At 67.4% G+C, this 16,604-nt stretch carries 18 protein-coding genes; 8 read left to right on the top strand and 10 right to left on the bottom strand.

Annotated elements, in window-relative coordinates:
- Positions 1–367: 367 nt before the first annotated feature.
- From ACDP63_RS17680 to grxD, 4 genes are all read left to right on the top strand, one after another.
- On the top strand, positions 368–658 hold the full coding sequence (locus tag ACDP63_RS17680) for a hypothetical protein (protein ID WP_147277971.1): 291 nt from the start codon (positions 368–370) through the stop codon (positions 656–658).
- 505 nt (positions 659–1,163) lie between these two features.
- Positions 1,164–2,291 (top strand): Hint domain-containing protein, encoded by a 1,128-nt coding sequence (locus ACDP63_RS17685; RefSeq protein ID WP_024844567.1) that lies wholly within the window; start codon positions 1,164–1,166, stop codon positions 2,289–2,291.
- A gap of 236 nt (positions 2,292–2,527) precedes the next feature.
- The gene (locus tag ACDP63_RS17690; protein WP_024844566.1) at positions 2,528–2,770 is read left to right on the top strand and encodes a BolA/IbaG family iron-sulfur metabolism protein; all 243 of its coding nucleotides are present in this window, start codon (positions 2,528–2,530) and stop codon (positions 2,768–2,770) included.
- A 53-nt stretch (positions 2,771–2,823) separates the two neighbouring features.
- The gene (gene grxD, locus ACDP63_RS17695) at positions 2,824–3,186 is read left to right on the top strand and encodes a Grx4 family monothiol glutaredoxin (RefSeq protein WP_024844565.1); all 363 of its coding nucleotides are present in this window, start codon (positions 2,824–2,826) and stop codon (positions 3,184–3,186) included.
- An 83-nt stretch (positions 3,187–3,269) separates the two neighbouring features.
- Here grxD and ACDP63_RS17700 read toward each other — a convergent pair whose 3' ends face one another.
- The 3 genes from ACDP63_RS17700 to ACDP63_RS17710 form a co-directional block, all read right to left on the bottom strand.
- Positions 3,270–3,971, bottom strand: coding sequence for a phage holin family protein (locus ACDP63_RS17700; protein ID WP_409928374.1), 702 nt, complete (start codon positions 3,969–3,971; stop codon positions 3,270–3,272).
- 10 nt (positions 3,972–3,981) lie between these two features.
- Positions 3,982–4,410 (bottom strand): YqjD family protein, encoded by a 429-nt coding sequence (locus ACDP63_RS17705; RefSeq protein WP_024844563.1) that lies wholly within the window; start codon positions 4,408–4,410, stop codon positions 3,982–3,984.
- A gap of 96 nt (positions 4,411–4,506) precedes the next feature.
- Entirely contained in the window at positions 4,507–5,634 is a 1,128-nt protein-coding gene (locus ACDP63_RS17710; protein WP_024844562.1) for an aminotransferase class V-fold PLP-dependent enzyme, read from the bottom strand.
- Between the two features lie 139 nt (positions 5,635–5,773).
- Here ACDP63_RS17710 and ACDP63_RS17715 point away from each other — a divergent pair, with 139 nt between their 5' ends.
- The 3 genes from ACDP63_RS17715 (at position 5,774) to ACDP63_RS17725 (ending at position 9,217) form a co-directional block, all read left to right on the top strand.
- Positions 5,774–6,484, top strand: coding sequence for a type 1 glutamine amidotransferase (locus tag ACDP63_RS17715; protein WP_024844561.1), 711 nt, complete (start codon positions 5,774–5,776; stop codon positions 6,482–6,484).
- Positions 6,481–7,839, top strand: a complete 1,359-nt coding sequence (locus tag ACDP63_RS17720; RefSeq protein ID WP_024844560.1) for a glutamine synthetase family protein — start codon at positions 6,481–6,483, stop codon at positions 7,837–7,839. Before ACDP63_RS17715 ends, ACDP63_RS17720 begins: the two co-directional genes overlap by 4 nt.
- Positions 7,840–7,906: 67 nt before the next feature.
- On the top strand, positions 7,907–9,217 hold the full coding sequence (locus ACDP63_RS17725) for an NAD(P)/FAD-dependent oxidoreductase (protein ID WP_024844559.1): 1,311 nt from the start codon (positions 7,907–7,909) through the stop codon (positions 9,215–9,217).
- Here ACDP63_RS17725 and ACDP63_RS17730 read toward each other — a convergent pair.
- From ACDP63_RS17730 to folK, 4 genes are all read right to left on the bottom strand, one after another.
- The gene (locus ACDP63_RS17730; RefSeq protein WP_024844558.1) at positions 9,214–9,858 is read right to left on the bottom strand and encodes a DUF2062 domain-containing protein; all 645 of its coding nucleotides are present in this window, start codon (positions 9,856–9,858) and stop codon (positions 9,214–9,216) included. The genes ACDP63_RS17725 and ACDP63_RS17730 overlap by 4 nt on opposite strands.
- 12 nt (positions 9,859–9,870) lie before the next feature.
- Positions 9,871–11,988, bottom strand: coding sequence for a RelA/SpoT family protein (locus ACDP63_RS17735; RefSeq protein ID WP_024844557.1), 2,118 nt, complete (start codon positions 11,986–11,988; stop codon positions 9,871–9,873).
- A 22-nt stretch (positions 11,989–12,010) separates the two neighbouring features.
- A complete protein-coding gene (gene rpoZ / locus ACDP63_RS17740) occupies positions 12,011–12,367 on the bottom strand; it encodes a DNA-directed RNA polymerase subunit omega (protein WP_024844556.1) in 357 nt (118 codons plus the stop codon).
- A gap of 72 nt (positions 12,368–12,439) precedes the next feature.
- On the bottom strand, positions 12,440–13,033 hold the full coding sequence (gene folK / locus ACDP63_RS17745; protein WP_036747547.1) for a 2-amino-4-hydroxy-6-hydroxymethyldihydropteridine diphosphokinase: 594 nt from the start codon (positions 13,031–13,033) through the stop codon (positions 12,440–12,442).
- 12 nt (positions 13,034–13,045) lie between these two features.
- On the opposite strand from folK, the gene ACDP63_RS17750 reads away from it, so the two are divergent.
- Positions 13,046–13,597: an NYN domain-containing protein gene (locus ACDP63_RS17750; RefSeq protein ID WP_024844554.1), complete on the top strand. Its 552-nt coding sequence runs from the start codon at positions 13,046–13,048 to the stop codon at positions 13,595–13,597.
- Positions 13,598–13,647: 50 nt separating this feature from the next.
- Here ACDP63_RS17750 and ACDP63_RS17755 read toward each other — a convergent pair whose 3' ends face one another.
- Genes ACDP63_RS17755 through ACDP63_RS17765 form a run of 3 tightly spaced genes read right to left on the bottom strand, consistent with a single transcriptional unit; the run spans position 13,648 to position 16,580 of the window.
- Positions 13,648–15,039, bottom strand: a complete 1,392-nt coding sequence (locus ACDP63_RS17755) for a peptidoglycan -binding protein (RefSeq protein WP_024844553.1) — start codon at positions 15,037–15,039, stop codon at positions 13,648–13,650.
- Complete coding sequence (locus ACDP63_RS17760; RefSeq protein WP_409928375.1) at positions 15,029–15,424, bottom strand: hypothetical protein; 396 nt, start codon at positions 15,422–15,424, stop codon at positions 15,029–15,031. Before ACDP63_RS17760 ends, ACDP63_RS17755 begins: the two co-directional genes overlap by 11 nt.
- Positions 15,369–16,580 (bottom strand): hypothetical protein, encoded by a 1,212-nt coding sequence (locus ACDP63_RS17765; protein ID WP_409928378.1) that lies wholly within the window; start codon positions 16,578–16,580, stop codon positions 15,369–15,371. The genes ACDP63_RS17760 and ACDP63_RS17765 overlap by 56 nt, the downstream gene beginning before the upstream one ends.
- Positions 16,581–16,604: the final 24 nt, after the last annotated feature.

The following is a 16,604-nucleotide window of genomic DNA, read 5'->3' on the forward strand; positions in this document are numbered from 1 at the left end:
CAGAGCGCCGAGCCGCGCGAGATCGCCCGCTTCAACGCCCGGGTGAAAACCGCCGCCAAGCCGCCACCGTAACAGCGCCCCGGCAGCGATATGGAGAGGCTGCCGGTTCGAGCGGGTTTCGGTCAAGGTGCCGCGCCAGGGCGGCGACGCTTCCTCGACGGCAGCATCGCCGGGCTTCCGTTTGCTCTGCAAACCCGGCCTGCTGCCGCGTCGCACGGCGTGCGCATGGCGTGCCGACCCTGATCGCGGACGCGGCCTGCGCGGTGCCGGCCCCCCCGATTCCCTGTAAGCGTTGCACTGACCCCGCTCGCAGGCTCTGAACGCCAGCCTGTGCCGGTGTAATGCTGTCTCGAACCCGAAGGACAGCATGACCAAAGACACCCCACCCTTCCAGCCATCCGGCTTTACGATCCCCATCAGCTCGACGGGACGGCGCATCTGGCCGTCCAGTTTCAAGAAATTCGTCATCAACAAACTGAATGCGGGCGAGCTGACTGTTCAGCAGGTCGAGCAGGAAGGTCGGGTTGCGCGACCCCTCATCTATAAATGGCGGGCAAAACGTGGTGCTGACGATGAAGCAGAGCGACCGATCGACCCCTTCGCGCAGGTCTGTATTGGCGATGCTCCGCTACGGCCAGGACTGGCAACCAATAGATGACGGTCGCGGCGAGGGCGCAGGCTGAGAGAAACAGGATGGCACAGGGCATGACCCGCCCTGCCCGCGCCGCCGCCCACGGCTTCCTTGCCGCGATCCCGGGGCCATCCCGCGAGGGTTCAACCGGGCAGATGCAGGACCATGCGTCCGGCAACCCGCCCCGGGCGCGCCATCGGCCGCAAGACGGCTTAACCAGATAGAATCGCTTAATTTTTAACAGAACAGTTCAGTTTTTTCGCTTGTCAAGATGCTTATATCTTTTAGACAAAACCGGTCGGCGCCCTGTTGGCCCGATACTGCGCGTCGCGGCTCCTGACGGATTCGTCCGGCCTTGGTGCTGGAACCGCCATTTTCGGTGAATGGCTCTGTCTGCCTGAATCGGTCACGCAGGGCAAACGATTACGCGGTCCCCCGCAAGGGCTCGTATCTGATGGTGAGTGTTAAAATGTCTTTCAATTATGCCGGTCTCGAAAATCACTGCGGTCCAGCCGGACCCGACTGCGAAAAGATGATCTTCCTGGGAAAACTGCCCGATATGGATCCCTGGGAACTCGTTCCCGGCGCAGGCAAGGCCAGCGCCATATTGGGCGGCGCCAGCTTCGGCTCGCAGGCGGCTCCGCTGTCGCGCCAGCTGGTCGAGGTCAGTGCCCTGGACATCGACCGGGACGGTATCATCCATACCGACAGCCCCTCCGGCTTTCTTGCCGAGCCCATCCGCCACGACGCCGATGGCGACGGCACCATCGCCAGCCACAAGGTCGATTCGACCTTCGTCGTCAAGAACACCGCCGTCACCTTCGCCAATCCCGACGGCAGCCACGAGACGCTGATCCTGCCAGTCCGCATCATGCAGGACACCGCCGGCAATACCTTCCTGATGCCGCCGCCCAGGGGCGCGTCGCTGCAGGAGGTCGAGGCATTGACCACCCGCCCCATCACCTCGGTCTCGTTTCCCGACGGGTCGAGCAATTATGACCTGGATTACAACGGCATCTTCACCGATCGGCATTGCTTTCCCTGTTTTGCCCGCGGGACGCTGATCGAAACCGGACAAGGGCCGCTGCCGGTCGAGGAACTGGCGCCCGGCATGCTGGTCGTGACCCGCGACAACGGCTTGCAGCCGGTGCGCTGGATCGGCTCGCGCGTGCTGTGCAGCAAGACGCTGGACACCAGCCCGAACCTGCGCCCGATCCGCATTGCCGCCGGCGCGCTTGGCAAGGGGCTGCCCCTGCGCGACCTGATCGTCTCGCCCCAGCACCGGATCTTGGTGCGCTCGAAGATCGCGCTGAAGATGTTCGGCACGCCCGAGGTCCTGGTCGCCGCCAAGCAGCTTTTGCAGATCAACGGCATCGACATCGCCGACGACATGCCGGCGGTCGAATATTTCCACTTCCTGTTCGACCAGCACGAGATCGTGCTGTCCGAGGGGGCCGAGACCGAATCGCTCTATACCGGGCCCGAGGCGCTGAAATCCGTCGGCCGCCAGGCCCAGGCCGAGATCTTTGCGCTTTTCCCCGAACTGCGCGACCGGCCCGAGGATGATGTGCCGCCAGGGGCGCGTATCCTGGCCTCGGGCCGAATGGGGCGCAAGCTGGCCGTGCGTCACGCCCAGCATCGCAAGTTCCTGGTGCAATAGGCGCCGGGCAACCGCAAGGCACCTGGGCCGGGCCGGCCGGCCCGTTCTTCATCTCGCGCCGCCGCACGGGGGCTGCGGGCGGCGGCGCCCGCCCGCGGCCGAGACGGATCCCCGACCCGCAAGACGGCGGGTGGTTCTGCCCCGCCTAGCGGGGGCGAAGCGATTGCGCAGGCCGGGCGATCTTGCGGGTCGCGCGGGCTTCCCCTACATCTTGCAGAACAAAGAAAGGATCCGCCATGGCGATGGAAGCCCAGGATATAGAAGCCCTGATCCGCGCTGCATTTCCGCATGCCAAGATCACGATCACCGACCTTGCCGGGGATGGAAACCACTATGCCGCCGAGGTGATCGACGAAAGCTTCCGCGGCCAGAACCGCGTTCAGCAGCAACGTGCCGTCTATGCGGCGCTGCAGGGCCATATGGACGGCCCCAACGGCGCGCTGCATGCCCTTGCGCTGACCACCAAGGCACCCGATTAAGAGCAACCGCAAGTAGTCGCAGCCAGGCGGCGCTTCAGCAAGGACCGGACGAAATGACCGATGCACGCCAGCAAATCCAGGAGACGATCGACGCAGACGATGTCGTCCTGTTCATGAAAGGCACCAAGGAGATGCCCCAATGCGGCTTTTCAAGCCGCGTGGCCGGGGTTCTGAACTATATGAACGTCCAGTATCGCGACGTGAACGTACTGGCCGACGAGGCGATCCGCCAGGGCATCAAGGATTTCTCGGACTGGCCCACCATCCCGCAGCTTTACGTCAAGGGCGAGTTCGTGGGCGGCTGCGACATCGTCACCGAGATGACGTTGTCGGGCGAACTGGACCAGTTGTTCGACAAGGCCGGCGTCACCTATGACAAGGATGCCGCCAACAAGATCCGCGAGGCGAACGCCTGACCGCGGGCGCGCCGGCGGCGACAGGAAAGACAGACCCCGCCGGCGGCGGGGTCTTTTTCTGTCAAGGGGTTGCGGGACGATCCTCAATAAGGATCTTCGGTCCGGTCCTCGGCGTCTTCCCAGTCCGGCTCGTCGCGGTGGCGCCCTTGCCGCAAGCGCGAGGCGAGCGTCATCCCCACGGCAAAGGCGCCGATCAGCGGCGCGATGGCCGCCGCGCGGGACTGCGAGGCGCCCTGTACCGTCCCGGCGGCGCGGCGCAGCGTATCGGGCGGCAAGCCCAGGGTGCCGACGGCGCTTTCACCGGCCCGGCGCGCGACGCCATAGACGCTGGCCTCGGCGCGGTCGGCCAGCCGATCCGCCTTGTAGGCCAGGCTGTCGGTCAGCGCATGCACCCGCTGCTCGGCCCGGTCGATCAGTTGGCCGGCCTTTTGCGAGGCGCGCTCCAGCGCCGCATCCGCCGCGCCGGTGGCCTTTTCGACGGCCATGTCGGCGGCCAGCATCAGCCGCTCCTCGACCTCGGCCTTCAGCTCGTCGGTGCCGGGGACGGGATGGCGTTCCTTGCGCGCCATCAGCATCACCACCAGCCCGATCAGCAGAAAGCCCAGACCGATCGCCAGCGAGGCGCCAAGCGCCCCCCAACCCAGGTGATCGGCCAGCCAGGTCCACAGCGCCGCAAGCAGGAAACCCGCCCCGATCAGCAGGGCCACGCCTGCCCCGACGGACAGGCCGGTGCGGCGCAGCCTGTCGGTCAGGGCGAGCTGGAGTTTCCTGGTATAGTCGAACATCCGCCGAGACTCAGCGCCGCGCGATGATCAGACCCAGAAGGAAGCCGACCCCGGCCGCGATCCCCAGCGCCTGCGCCGGGTTGCGCCGCACCATGTTCGAGACCTCGTCGTAATATTCCTCGGCATGGGCCGCGACCTCATGCGCCTGGCGCTCGCCCTGCCGGTAAAGCCGGCGGGCCTCGTCACGGGCGCGCTCGGCATAATCATGGCCCCGCTCGCGGACCGTCTCGGCATATTCGGCGCCGCGGCGCTTGGCGTCCTCGACGAATTCGGCGCCTTTTTCGCGCGCGGTCTCGTAAAGTTCGGCGCCCTTCTCGCGGGCAGTCTCATAGGCGGCGCTGGCCTCGTCGGCGGCGCGGCTGGCATGACGGCCTACATCGTCAGCGGCCGCGCGCGCCTTGGCCTTCAGTTCGTCGGCGGTGGCTTCGTGGTTCGCCATGATCTTGTCCTTTCGCAAGGCTGCAACGGTTTCGGAGAGCCAACCCGGAAACCCGCAGATCGTTCCCGGACCGGCCCCGATTTCCTGCCCGCAGCGTCAAAGCGCCGCATCGAAGGCGGAAACCAGCCGCGCCATCGTGCCGTCGACATCCTTGAGCTTGTCGAGCCCGAAAAGCCCAATGCGGAAGCTGCGGAATCCCTCGCCCTCGCCGAGCTGCAGGGGCACGCCCGCGGCGATCTGGTAGCCGGCGGCCAGGAACTTGCGCCCGCTTTGCACCTCGGGGTCGTCGGTATGGCAGACCACCACCCCCGGCGCGGCAAAGCCCTCGGCCGCGACCGAGCGCAGCCCGCGCCGCGCCAGTTCCGAGCGCACCGCGTCGCCCAGCCGCCATTGCGCCTCGCGTGCCGCCTCGAAGCCGAAGGCGCGCGTCTCCTCCATCGCATCGCGCAGGCCCAGCAGCGCATCGGTCGGCAGGGTGGCGTGATAGGCATGGCCGCCATCCTCGTAAGCCTTCATGATCGCGCGCCATTTCTTCAGGTCCAGCGCGAAGCTGTCGCTGACCGTCGTCTCCAGCCGCTCGATGCCGCGCGGCGACAGCATCACCATCCCGGCCGAGGGCGAGGCCGACCAGCCCTTTTGCGGCGCCGAGATCAGCACGTCCACGCCGGTCTCGCGCATGTCGACCCAGATCGCGCCCGAGGCGATGCAGTCCAGCACCATGATGGCGCCCACCTCATGCGCGGCATCGGCCAGCGCCTTGATGTAATCGTCGGGCAGGATCATGCCTGCCGCGGTCTCGACATGCGGGGCGAAGACGGCATCGGGGCGGGTGTCGCGGATCTTTTCCACCACCTCCTCGATCGCGGCGGGAGCGAAGGGGGCGCGGGGCTCGTTGCCCTGCGGCCGCGCCATCATCACCGTGGTCTGGCGGGCAAAGCCGCCCGCCTCGAAGATCTGGCTCCAGCGATAGCTGAAAAAGCCGTTCCTGACGATCAGCGCATGGGCATCGCGGCCGAACTGGCGCGCCACCGCCTCCATGGCGCAGGTGCCGCCGCCGGGGACCAGGGCCACGGCATCCGCGCCATAGACCTCGCGCAGCGTGGCCGAGATGTCGCGCATCGCGCCCTGGAATTTCTGCGACATGTGGTTGAGCGAGCGGTCGGTGAAGACGACCGAGAACTCCTGCAATCCCTCGGGGTCCACATCGGGGCGCAATCCGGGCATGGCCAATCCTTTCTGCTGGTTTTGCCGGCAGCCTAGCGCGGTGTTGCGGCCGCTGCCAGCCCCGACCGGAACCGCAGCCCCTTGCCGGCCGCGCCGCGCCCGACTAGCTTCAGGGGGAACAACCGACAGGCCAGTCACCATGCGTATCGGCATTCTCAAATGCGGCCAGTCGCCCGAGGAACTTCGCGGCGATCTCGGCGACTATGACACGATGTTCGAGCGGCTTCTTGCCGGGCGGGGTTTCGAATTCACCAGCTATCACGTTGAGAACATGGAGTTCCCGCAGGGCGTCCACGACGCCCAAGGCTGGCTTCTGACCGGCTCGCGCCATGGCGTCTACGAAGACCATGCCTTCATCCCGCCGCTTCAGGACTTCATCCGCAGGGCCTATGCCGAACATGTGCCGCTGGTCGGCATCTGCTTTGGCCACCAGATCATCGCCCAGGCACTTGGCGGCACGGTGGCAAAGCATCCCGGCGGCTGGGCGGTCGGCGCGCATGACTACGATTTCGGCGGCGAAAAGGTCACGCTGAACGCCTGGCACCAGGACCAGGTCGTCGCCGTGCCCGAGGATGCCGAGGTCGTCGCCCGGAACGAGTTCTGCGAAAACGCGGCGCTGGTCTATGAGGACCGCGCTTTTACCGTCCAGGCTCATCCCGAGTTCGACGATGCCTTCATCCAGGGGCTGATCGAACATCGCGGCCGCGGCGCGGTGCCCAAGCCGCTCCTGGACCAAGCCAGCGCCCGCATGGGCACCCCGCGGCAATCGCCCGGCATCGCCGACCGGATCGAGGCTTTCTTCAAGGCGCCCCGCGCCTTCAGCGCAGAAGACCGGCAGGGGGCCGCATGAAGCCGCATTGGATCGAGGAAACCCCGCAGGCTGCGCAGGACTATGTCGCCGGGCGCCGCCTGGACGAGGTGGAATGCATCGTCGCCGACATCGCCGGGGTGGCGCGCGGCAAGGCCATGCCGGCCTCGAAATTCGCGCATCAGGAACGGTTCTACCTGCCGAATTCGATCTTCCTGCAGACCATCACCGGCGACTGGGCCGACAATCCCTCGGGCGCCTTCACCGAGCCGGACATGATCCTGACGCCGGATTTCTCGACCGCGACGGCGGCGCCCTGGACGGCGGACGTGACCCTGCAGGTGATCCACGACGTCTCGGACCAGTCGGGCAATCCCGTGCCGATCGCGCCGCGCAACGTGCTGAAACGGGTGGTCGATCTTTACCGGCAGAAGGGCTGGCGCCCCATCGTCGCGCCCGAGATGGAGTTCTTCCTGGTAGCGCGCAACATCGACCCGAACCAGCCGATCATGCCGCCCATGGGCCGTACCGGCCGCCGCGCCGCCGCCAAGCAGGCCTATTCCATGTCGGCGGTGGACGAATACGGCAAGGTGATCGACGACATCTACGACTTCGCCGAGGCACAGGGCTTCGAGATCGACGGCATCCTGCAGGAAGGCGGCGCCGGCCAGGTCGAGATCAACCTGAACCACGGCGACCCGGTCGCCCTGGCCGACCAGATCTTCTATTTCAAGCGGCTGATCCGCGAGGCGGCGCTGCGCCACGACTGTTTCGCCACCTTCATGGCCAAGCCCATCGAGGGCGAGCCGGGCAGCGCCATGCATATCCACCACTCGGTCGTCGGGATCGGGGACGGGCGCAACATCTTTTCCGACGCGCAGGGCCGCGAGACGCCGGCCTTCATGCATTTCATCGCCGGCATGCAGAAGCACCTGCCGGCGGCGGTCGCCTTGCTGGCGCCCTATGTCAACAGCTATCGCCGCTATGTCCCCGATTTCGCGGCGCCGATCAACCTGGAATGGGGGCGCGACAACCGCACCACCGGGCTGCGCGTGCCGATCTCGAAGCCCGAGGCGCGGCGGGTCGAGAACCGGCTGGCGGGCATGGATTGCAACCCCTATCTGGGCCTCGCCGCCAGCCTGGCCTGCGGCTATCTGGGCCTGGTCGAGGGCGAGAATCCGCGCGCCGAATGCCTGGGCGACGCCTATATGTCCGAGGACGAGTTGCCCTATAACCTGGGCGACGCGCTGGACCTGATGGACGAGAACACGGCGATGCGCGAGGTGCTGGGCCCGGAGTTCATCGACGTCTACCAGGCGGTCAAGCGCAACGAATACAAGGAGTTCCTGCAGGTCATCAGCCCTTGGGAACGCGAGCATCTGCTGCTGAACGTGTAGAGCCGGGCACGGCCTGGCCTTGGTGCGCCGTCGGGATGGGTATTTGAGAAACGGTGAAAGCCGAAGCATGAACCTGCTGTTTTCCAACGACCGGCGGGGGGAATATCCGCCCAGCCTCTATGCCGCGACCCGCGACCCGCTGCCCCCTTTCCCCGAGCAGCGCGGCGAGGAGCGGGCCGATGTCGTGGTGGTGGGCGCCGGCTATACCGGGCTTGCCGCGGCGCTGCATCTGGCCGAGGCGGGGCGCGACGTCGTGGTGCTGGAGGCGCATCGCGTGGGCTTCGGCGCCTCGGGGCGCAATGGCGGCCAGCTCGGCTCGGGGCAGCGGCTGGAGGTCGATGAGCTGGAGCGGATGGCGGGTCGCGAGGCCGCCCATCGCCTGTGGGACATGGCCGAGGAGGCCAAGCGCCTGACCCGCGAACTGGCCGCGCGCTGCGGCGTTCAGGTGGCCGACGGCATCGCCCATGCCTTTCGCAAGCCCGCCGAGCTGGACCATGCCCGCGTCCTGATCGACAGGCTGGCGCGCGACTACGGCTATGATCGGATCGAGGCGCTGGAGCGCGATGCCTTTCGCGCGCTGGTGCCCTCGCAGGCCTATGTCGCCGGCGAGCTGGACCATGGCGCGGGGCATCTGCATCCGCTGAACCTGGCGATCGGCATGGCGCGGCTGGCGGATGCCGCAGGCGCGAGGATCCGCGAGCTGAGCCATGTCCACCATATCCGCCACGCCCGCCGCGCCGGCGAAAAGAGCGTGGTCCAGACCGGCAAGGGCCGGGTGATCTGCGACCATGTCATCCTGGCGGCCAATGGCTATCTGGGCAATCTCGACACCCATGTCGCCGCCCGTGTCATGCCGATCAACAATTTCATCGTCGCGACCGAGCCCCTGGGCGCGGGGGCGGCCGAGGTGCTGACCCGCGATATCGGCGTGCATGACACCAAATTCGTGGTGAATTACTGGCGGCTCGATCCCGACGGGCGGCTGATCTTCGGCGGCGGCGAGAATGTCAGCTATCGCTTTCCCGCCGACATCGCCGCCAAGGTGCGCAAGCCGCTGCTGGAGATCTATCCCGGCCTTGCCGATGTGAAGCTGACCCATGCCTGGGGCGGCACGCTGGCGATCACCATGAACCGGATGCCCTGCTTTGCCCGGCCGGCGCCCAACTGCCTGTCGGCCAGCGGCTATTCCGGCCATGGGCTGGCGCTGGCCAATCTTGCCGGCAAGCTGATGGCGCAGGCCGTGCAGGGGCAGAGCGAAGGCTTCGACACCATGGCCGCCCTGCCCTCGCCCGCCTTTCCCGGCGGCGCTGCGCTGCGCTGGCCGCTGCTGGTCGCCGGCATGGGCTGGTATTCGCTGCGCGACCGGCTGGGCTTCTAGCCCTTTTCCGCCAGTTCGCGTTCGCGCCGGGCCTTGGCGCGGGCGATGCGCTCGGCCATCTGCTTTTCGCGGTGGCGGTGATAGGCCTTGATCAGCGGCACGGTCAGGTAATGTGCCGCGACCGAGACCGCGATTCCGGGCAGCACGCCCCCCACCGCATAGGGCAGGAAGATCTGCTCGTTGAATTGCAGCAACTGGTCCCAATGCGCCGTGCGCTCGGCGCTGAGCGGCGCGAGCAGGTTGTTCCACAGCTCGCTGCCGGCGCGGGTGAACTCGTCGAAAATCAGATGCGGGGTGAACTTGCCCTCGACCCCCAGCATCCAGCGCCCCAGCCCGACCGAGGTCAGCGCGATGAAGGGCGTGGTCAGCGGATTGCCGACGAAAGTGCCCAGCAGCGCCGCCAGGATATTGCCGCGGATCAGCCAGGCCAGCGCCGCCGCACCCATGAAATGGAAACCGAAGAACGGCGTGAAGGAGATGAAGATGCCGCAGGCCCAGCCCCGCGCCACCCGATGCGGCTGGTCCGGCAGGCGGCGCAGCCGGTGCAGCACGTATTTCGACGCCCGCTTCCAGCCCGAGCGCGGATAGAACATCTCGGTCCACATCTGAGCGTAGCTCAGCGGCTTGCGTCTCTTGAACATGTCGGCCGGGCCTCAGTTCATATGGGCGGAGGGATCGCGGATGCGCGAGACCTGGGCCACGTCGCTTTCGGTTTCCAGCGCGGTCAGCAGCGTGTGCAGATGCTCGCGGTCGCGCAGCTCGATCTCGACGCGCAGGCGATAGAAATCCGGCTTGCGGTCGATGAACTCCAGGTCCGAGATATTCGCCCCCTGCGCGCCGATCAGCGTGCAGATCCGGCCCAGGACGCCGGCATCGTGGCGGATGGTCAGCGACAGCATGGTCGAATAGGCCGCCGGGTGCTGGCCCTCGCGCCAGTGCAGGTCGACCCAGCGGTCGGGGCTTTCCTCGAACTCGGCCAGGACCGGGCAGTCGATGGCATGGATGACCACGCCCTTGCCGCGATAGGTGATGCCGACGATGCGCTCGCCCGGCAGCGGATTGCAGCAGGGCGCGCGGGTGAATTCCTGGTCGGCCGCCAGCCCCGCCACCGCGCGCCGGGCGTCGATCTCGCTGCGCTTTTCGGCCAGTTCCGGGTAAAGCGTGGTCAGCACGTCATGGGCCGAAATCTCGGCGCTGCCGATGCGGGCCAGCAATTCGTCGGTATCGGGCAGCGCCATGGTCTTGGCCGCGGTGCGCAGCGCCTTGTCGCTGACCTTGCGCCCGACATGCTCGAAGGCCACCCGCACCAGTTCGGAGCCCAGGCGAATGAAGCGCGTCCGGTCCTCCTGGCGCAGCGAACGGCGGATCGCCGCCTTGGCACGGCCGGTGACGACGATATCGAGCCAGGTCGCCTGCGGGCGCTGGCCCGAGGCGGCGATGATCTCGACCGACTGCCCGTTCTTGAGCCGCGTCCACAGCGGCACCCGGATCCCGTCCACCTTGGCGCCGACGCAGGACGAGCCCAGCCGGGTATGGATCGCATAGGCGAAATCCAAGGGCGTCGCCCCCTTGGGCAGCGGGATCACGTCGCCCTTGGGGGTAAAGCAGAACACCTGGTCGGAATACATTTCCAGCTTGACGTGTTCCAGGAACTCGTCGTGATCCTCTTCGCCGAAGCGTTCGGTCAGGCTGGCGATCCATTCGCCCGGATCGACGGCAAAGGGGTTCGCGGTGCGCACCCCGTCGCGATAGGCCCAATGCGCGGCCACCCCCGCCTCGGCCACCTCGTGCATCTGGCGGGTGCGGATCTGCACCTCGACCCGCTTGCCGTCGCGCCCCGAGACGGTGGTGTGGATCGAGCGATAGCCGTTCGCCTTGGGCTGGCTGATGTAATCCTTGAACCGGCCCGGCACCGCGCGCCAGCGGTGATGGATCACGCCCAGGGTGCGATAGCAGTCGGGTTCCGTGCGGGTGATGATGCGAAAGCCGTAGATATCCGACAGGCGCGAGAAGGACAGCTGCTTTTCCTGCATCTTGCGCCAGATGCTGAAGGGGCGCTTGGCGCGGCCATAGACATCGGCCTCGATCCCCTCGCGTTCCAGCTCGGCGCGGATGTCGGCGGTGATCTTGGGGATCACGTCGCCGGATTCGCGTTGCAGGCTGACGAAGCGGCGGATGATCGAATTGCGCGCCTCGGGGTTGATGACCTTGAAGGCCAGGTCTTCCAACTCCTCGCGCATCCATTGCATGCCCATGCGGCCGGCCAGCGGCGCATAGATGTCCATGGTCTCGCGCGCCTTTTGCTGCTGCTTTTCGGGACGCATGGACTTGATCGTCCGCATATTGTGCAGACGGTCGGCCAGCTTGACCAGGATCACGCGAAGATCGCGCGACATCGCCATGAAAAGCTTGCGGAAATTCTCGGCCTGCTTGGAATGCGCCCCGGACAGCTGCAGGTTGGTCAGCTTGGTGACGCCATCGACCAGGTCGGCGATCTCGCGTCCGAAGATCTGCGCCACCTCGGCCCAAGTCGAGCGCGTGTCCTCGATCGTGTCGTGCAAGAGCGCGGTGACGATGGTGGCATCGTCCAGCCGCATCTCGGTCAGGATGGCGGCGACGGCGACGGGATGGGTGAAATAGGGTTCGCCCGAATGGCGGAACTGGCCTTCATGCATGCGGCGCCCGTATTCATAGGCGTCGCGGATCAGTTCTGCATTGGTGCGCGGGTTGTAATTGCGGATCAGCGCGATGAGGTCTTCGACGTCGATCATGATGGGCCGAAGACCTTTGGATTCAGTTCCTGCCTTGCGCTTCCAGCATCATGCGCAGCATGCGCTCTTCCGATTCCTCGTCGGCGGGCTTGGGACGATCCATCTCGGCGCCCAGCAGAAGCGCCATCGCGTCCTCCTCGGGCTCGTCGACCTCGATCTGGGTCTGGTGCGCCTCGATCATGCGCTCGCGCAGATCGTCCACGGGCTGGGTTTCGTCGGCGATCTCGCGCAGGGCGACGACGGGATTCTTGTCGTTGTCGCGATCGACGGTCAGCGGGCTGCCGGCCGCGATTTCGCGCGCGCGATGGGACGCCAGCATCACCAGGTCAAAACGGTTCGGAACCTTATCGACGCAATCTTCGACTGTAACGCGGGCCATCGGTCAACCTTATCAGCTGGAATCGGGGTGCAGGGGGCGAGGCCGGTTATTTGGGCGCCCGCGACGGAAATGTCAAGCACTTGCCGGTCGCATCCCCGCCAAAGCCTGGGGCGGAAGCGCCGCCAGCATCTGCGCCACGCTGAGCCCAAGGCGGGGATGCACCCAGTTCGGCGCGATCTCGGCCAGGGGGGCCAGGACGAAGCCGCGGTCCTGCATCCGGGGATGGGGCAGGATCAGGTGCGGCGGGGCACGCAGCGCCTGATCCTGCGGCGGCAGGCGGCGCCAATGGTCCTGCACGGCCGCATCGGGCAGCACCAGATCGCCATGGGCCAGCAGGTCCAGGTCCAGCCCCCGCGACTGCCAGCGCCCGCCGTCGCGGCGGCGGCCCAGCTCGGCCTCGATTTCGTGCAACTCGCGCAGCAGTTGTTCGGGCGGAAGGGTGCAGCGGAAAGACGCCGCCGCATTCACATATTCGGGACCGGAACCTGCAGGAAACGCGGGCGTAAACCAGAAGCGGCTGAAGGCAACCGGCACAACCTGCGGTAATTGCGACAACTTTTTCAGCGCAAAACGCAGGCTTTCCGGCGGCGAACCTGCCGAACTAGGCAGGTTTGCACCCAGGGCAACCAAGGCTAAGTTCGCTTTCTGACTTGGGTTTCGAGACATCTCGGGGGAAACGTGTTTTACAAGGACGACCGGCTGGCGTTGTTCATTGACGGGTCGAATCTTTATGCTGCGGCAAAGTCGCTGGGCTTCGATATCGACTACAAGCTGCTGCGGCAGGAATTCGAACGGCGCGGCAAGCTGGTCCGCGCCTATTATTATACGGCATTGCTGGAGAACGAGGACTACTCACCGATCCGTCCGCTGGTCGATTGGCTGCATTACAACGGCTATTCCATGGTGACGAAACCCGCGCGCGAATATACCGACGCGCTGGGGCGCCGCAAGGTCAAGGGCAACATGGATGTCGAATTGGTTATCAACGCCATGGAACTGGCGCCGCGGCTGGATCATGCGGTGCTGTTTTCCGGCGACGGCGACTTCCGGCCGCTGGTCGAGGCGCTGCAGCGCCAGGGCGTGCGGGTCTCGGTGGTCTCGACCATGCGCAGCCAGCCGCCGATGATCGCCGACGAATTGCGCCGCCAGGCCGACAATTTCATCGAGCTGGACGCGCTGCGCGACATCATCGGCCGCCCGCCGCGCGAAGCCGCCCCGCAGGAAAGCTGACCCGCCACGGGGCCTGCACCATCGACGCCTGACAGCGGCCTGCCACGCGCCTAGCGTTCGGTCAGCTTCAGTTCGATGCGGCGGTTGCGGGCGCGGGCCTCGGGCGTGTCACCCTGCGCCACCGGGCGGGTGTCGGCGAAACCGGCCGGCGCCAGGCGGGTCACCGGAAAGCCCAGTTCCTCCACCATGTAGCGCACCACTGCCAGCGCGCGGGCCTGGCTGAGTTCCCAGTTGTCGCGATAGCGCCCCAGCCCCGAAAGCGGTACGTCGTCGGTATGGCCGTCCACGCGGATCATCCAGTCGATCTCGGGCGGGATCTCGGCCGAGATCTGCCCCAGCATCTCCGCCACCCGCGCGATCTGCGCCTGGCCTTCGGGCGACAGCGTCGCCTCGCCCGGCGCGAACAGCACTTCCGAGGAAAAGACGAAGCGGTCGCCCACGACCTGCACGCCCTCGCGTCCGGCAAGGATCTGCGACAGCCGCCCGAAGAACTCCGAGCGATAGCGGGCCAGATCCCTGGCCTCGGCCTCGGCCCTGCTGCGCGCCTCCTCTTCCAGCGCGCGGCGCTTGCGTTCCTCCTCGGCGGCGCGCAGCAGGGCGACGTTCAGCTGCCGGCCCAGATCCTCGGCGCGCAGATCGGCCTCGCGGCGCTCATCGCCCGCCGCATCCAGCACCGCGCGCAGGCTGCCCAGCTGGTCGTTGAGCCGCGCGACCTGCTGGTTCAGCGCGGCCAGCCGGCGCTGGTCCTCGGCCGACAGCGCCTCTTGTTCGGACAGTTCCTGCCGGGCCAGGGCCAGCAGGGCGGCCTGCTTCTCGGCCTCGCTGGCCTGGGCCTCGGCCTGCTCGCCCAGCTGCTTCTTGGCAGCCTCGGCGGCGGCCAGCAGGGTCAGGGTTTCCTCGGCCTCCTTGCGCGCCGCCTCCAGTTCCAGGGTGGCGGCATCGAGTTCCGCATCCGACCTGGCCAGCCGCTCGCGCAGCGCCTCGGCGGCGGCCGCATCGGCCAGCCGCGCGGTCTCGGTCTCGTCCAGCTGCTGCTGCGTTTCGGCATTCCGCCGCCGCAGATCGCCGATCAGCGCCTCCAGCGCCTCGCGCCGGGCGGCGGCCAGCCGCGCCGCTTCGGCCTGGGCGTCGATCTCGGCCCGCGCCGCGGCCACGGCCTGTTCCGAGCGCCGCAGCCGGTCGCGCTCGGCCGCCAGGTCGCGGTCCAGCGAGGCCGCCCGCGCCTGCGAGGTAGACAGCGCATCCGAAAGCTCGGCCACCTGCCGGCCAAGCTGGTCCAGCTCGCTGTCCTGGGTGGTGATCTGGTCGCGCAGCACCGATTGCACCAGCAAAAAGATGGTCAGCACGAACATCATGACCATCAGGAGCGCCGTCATCGCATCGACGAATCCCGGCCAGATCGTCGCAGAGAAACGGTTGCCGCCGCCCCGGCTAAGCCCCATCGCCGCGCTCCAGGTTGCGGATCGCGCGGGTCAGCGCCGCAAGGTCGCTGCGCAATTCGGCGATCAGGCCGTCGCGGCCGCTGGCGCTTTCCTCGACCAGCCGGCCCAGTTGCACGTCGATGGACCGCAGCCGCATCCGCGCCTCGGGATCGTCGCCCGAGGCGGCGGCCGGCTTTTGTGCGCCGAGTTCCAACAGCCGCTCCTGTCCCTCGGCCAGCCGCTCCAGCGCGCGCGCGAGCCGGGCATCCTCGGGCGACGATCCCGAGGCAAGCGCCGCCAGCCGCTCCTGGCCCTCGGCCAACCGCTCCAGCATCGCGGGCAGCGCCGGATCATGGCGCGGCTCGGCGGCAAGCCGGTCCTGCCCTTCGGCCAGCCGCTCCAGCAAGGCGACCAGATCCGGATCGCGGCGCGGCTCGGCCAGCCCGCCGATGGCCCGCTCGACCCCGGACAAGGCCTGGGCCGTCGCCTCGCGCTCGGCGGCCAGCGTCTCGCCCAGCCGATCCCGGTCCGTGCCCAGCAGCGCGGCCAGCCGCTCCACCCCCTCGGCCAGGGCCAGCGAGCGCTGGTCGGCGGCGGCGGCTTCCTGGTCGCGCAACTCGTCGCGGCTGGCATAGAACGCCTGCAAGCCGGCCATCTGCGCCTCGACCCGCTCGATNCGCGGCCAGCCGCTCCACCCCCTCGGCCAGGGCCAGCGAGCGCTGGTCGGCGGCGGCGGCTTCCTGGTCGCGCAACTCGTCGCGGCTGGCATAGAACGCCTGCAAGCCGGCCATCTGCGCCTCGACCCGCTCGATGAAACCGGCCAGAGCCGCCTCGCCCAGCCCTTGCCCCTCCGCGCCGCCCAGGCCGATGCGGGTGAAACCCGACATCCATTCCTCGAGCTCGCGATAGAAGCGGTTCTGGCCATGGGCGACGAACAGCTCCAGCAGCCCGACCACCAGCGAGCCCGCCAAGCCCAGCAGCGAGCTGGAAAAGGCCGTGGCCATGCCGCCCAGCTGCGATTCCAGCCCGGTCATCAGCTTGTTGAACACCTCGAGCCCGGATTCGCCTTCCTGCGGCGCCAGCGCGCGGATCGTGTCCACCACCGCCGGCACCGTGGTCGCAAGCCCGTAGAACGTGCCCAGCAGGCCCAGGAAGATCAGCAGGTTCGCCAGGTAGCGGGTGATGTCGCGGGCCTCGTCGATTCGCGTCGCCACCGATTCCAGGATCGAGCGCGAGGATTCGGTCGAGATCGCGCCCCCCACCGGCCCGCGCTGCCCCAGAAGCGCGGCCAGGGGCGCCAGCAGCCGCGGTGCGTCATCCGGCCCGGCCGGCTCGGCCGCGCTGACCCCGCGTTCGGCGGCGGCGCGGCGCCGGGCGGCGAAACGCTCGATCCAGCTGACAGATTTCACCAGCTCGGCCACCTGCCAGAAGCAACCCAGCACGCCCATGACGAAGACCGCCAGGATCAGCCCGTTCAGATATTCGTTCGAATGAAAGATCGAGACGATCCGGCCATAGGCGAACCATGCCCCGGCCACGACCAGCACCAGCACGATCAGCATCAGCACGATCTGCCGGACCGGCTG

Origin of the sequence: Paracoccus sp. P2 (assembly GCF_046335115.1) — a bacterium.
Lineage (GTDB): Bacteria > Pseudomonadota > Alphaproteobacteria > Rhodobacterales > Rhodobacteraceae > Paracoccus > Paracoccus pantotrophus.

Coding starts and splice junctions, on each gene's coding strand:
- folK (WP_036747547.1), bottom strand. CDS start 13,033: ATGTCTCGAAACCCAAGTCAGAAAGCGAACTTAGCCTTGGTTGCCCTG.
- grxD (WP_024844565.1), top strand. CDS start 2,824: ATGACCGATGCACGCCAGCAAATCCAGGAGACGATCGACGCAGACGAT.
- ACDP63_RS17690 (WP_024844566.1), top strand. CDS start 2,528: ATGGCGATGGAAGCCCAGGATATAGAAGCCCTGATCCGCGCTGCATTT.
- ACDP63_RS17680 (WP_147277971.1), top strand. CDS start 368: ATGACCAAAGACACCCCACCCTTCCAGCCATCCGGCTTTACGATCCCC.
- ACDP63_RS17710 (WP_024844562.1), bottom strand. CDS start 5,634: ATGCCCGGATTGCGCCCCGATGTGGACCCCGAGGGATTGCAGGAGTTC.
- ACDP63_RS17700 (WP_409928374.1), bottom strand. CDS start 3,971: ATGTTCGACTATACCAGGAAACTCCAGCTCGCCCTGACCGACAGGCTG.
- ACDP63_RS17715 (WP_024844561.1), top strand. CDS start 5,774: ATGCGTATCGGCATTCTCAAATGCGGCCAGTCGCCCGAGGAACTTCGC.
- ACDP63_RS17730 (WP_024844558.1), bottom strand. CDS start 9,858: ATGTTCAAGAGACGCAAGCCGCTGAGCTACGCTCAGATGTGGACCGAG.
- ACDP63_RS17725 (WP_024844559.1), top strand. CDS start 7,907: ATGAACCTGCTGTTTTCCAACGACCGGCGGGGGGAATATCCGCCCAGC.
- ACDP63_RS17720 (WP_024844560.1), top strand. CDS start 6,481: ATGAAGCCGCATTGGATCGAGGAAACCCCGCAGGCTGCGCAGGACTAT.
- ACDP63_RS17705 (WP_024844563.1), bottom strand. CDS start 4,410: ATGGCGAACCACGAAGCCACCGCCGACGAACTGAAGGCCAAGGCGCGC.
- ACDP63_RS17735 (WP_024844557.1), bottom strand. CDS start 11,988: ATGATCGACGTCGAAGACCTCATCGCGCTGATCCGCAATTACAACCCG.
- rpoZ (WP_024844556.1), bottom strand. CDS start 12,367: ATGGCCCGCGTTACAGTCGAAGATTGCGTCGATAAGGTTCCGAACCGT.
- ACDP63_RS17685 (WP_024844567.1), top strand. CDS start 1,164: ATGATCTTCCTGGGAAAACTGCCCGATATGGATCCCTGGGAACTCGTT.
- ACDP63_RS17755 (WP_024844553.1), bottom strand. CDS start 15,039: ATGGGGCTTAGCCGGGGCGGCGGCAACCGTTTCTCTGCGACGATCTGG.